Genomic DNA, 1,140 nt, shown 5'->3' on the forward strand with positions numbered 1-1,140 from the left:
TACACGAACGATGCGGAAGCACGCTACGAAAAAGCAGGCCTGACTCTTGTCACAAGCTTCTTCCAGGTCGAAATGGAGCAGTGGCAACGAAGGACTTTCTTGAAGCGGCTACGTGTGTGTCTTCAGGAAATAGGTTTCAAGCCATCGAAGGTATCAAAGCTCATTACAGCCGGTGAGTTTATGGCGGTAGCGATGAAGCAAATTGAGGGAATGACAAATGAATGGTGTAGCTCGACAGAAGAGCTAGCGAAAGAGAAGGGGGAGCAACTTGTATATCTCCAATCCTATGGAGTTTCTGGTCTTTACCAGCTAGCTCGCATGAACTGGAAGGGACAGGCTCAAGCACGCAATAGCTATGCTGCTGCTGACGGGAAGCCATTGACAGTCCGAGAGCTTGAGAGGCTGCAATCAAAATATCCAGCCGAGATCTCAGGAAGTCGATCTCGTAAAACCAAGCTCCAGGATGAAAGGGTTGATGGCGGTCAGACGAAAGAGTTGGTCAGCACCCTTGTCAATACAGTTAAAGCTATTGATTGGTCATCCATTCACGACGATCCAGAGGCAATGGATCTACTAAGCACTGTGGAGCTAAGGCTCGACCATATGGCAGAGCTTGTCGAAAAGTGGAAGTACTCACCACTCACAATCACCAGTCGGTATGAGCAGCTGGAGATGGGACTAAATCAGGATGCTGAATAGGTCTACAAGGGTTGATGAAGCCGATGAGATGCGCCAATCTTGGCTTTGTCTAAAGAGAAGCTGACATGAGTAAAAAAGAAAGGATCTCGATCGAGCTGAGCGAGGACGTCATATCAGCACTTGACAACCTAAGAAAAGAGCTTGGGCTTAGAAGCCGTGGAGCATTAATTGAGAGATTTTTGACGGAGCTATTGCTCCCAGAGGATACAGCTCAAGGAGGCTAGTCGGACTTATCGCTGCAATTGGTTTCTGGACCTGGAGTGCTGGGGGCCGCCGCCATGGACGAGGGATCAGTGGATCACACTCCGCAACGTCATTGAGATGGCGGGGGAGTGACTAATCCATTCTTGTGAGTTGGTCAAAGTATTGAATTGCCAGGGCTTTTGGTCGTCCTTCTAAAACCCACTCACTTGCACCTAATACCCCTAGATCTCCATCCGT

2 protein-coding genes are annotated in these 1,140 nt (G+C 48.9%); both read left to right on the top strand.

The window, feature by feature from the left end; all coding sequences use genetic code 11:
• Positions 1-699: hypothetical protein (locus EBR25_14320; protein NBW42145.1), on the top strand; the 699-nt coding region annotated here is incomplete at its 5' end.
• A gap of 65 nt (positions 700-764) precedes the next feature.
• Entirely contained in the window at positions 765-923 is a 159-nt protein-coding gene (locus EBR25_14325; protein ID NBW42146.1) for a ribbon-helix-helix protein, CopG family, read from the top strand.
• Positions 924-1,140: the final 217 nt, after the last annotated feature.

Source organism: bacterium (genome assembly GCA_009926305.1).
GTDB lineage: Bacteria > Bdellovibrionota_C > UBA2361 > UBA2361 > RFPC01 > RFPC01.

Bases quoted from the DNA above. Each gene is read 5' to 3' on its own strand.
- EBR25_14325 (NBW42146.1), top strand. From the start codon at position 765: ATGAGTAAAAAAGAAAGGATCTCGATCGAGCTGAGCGAGGACGTCATA.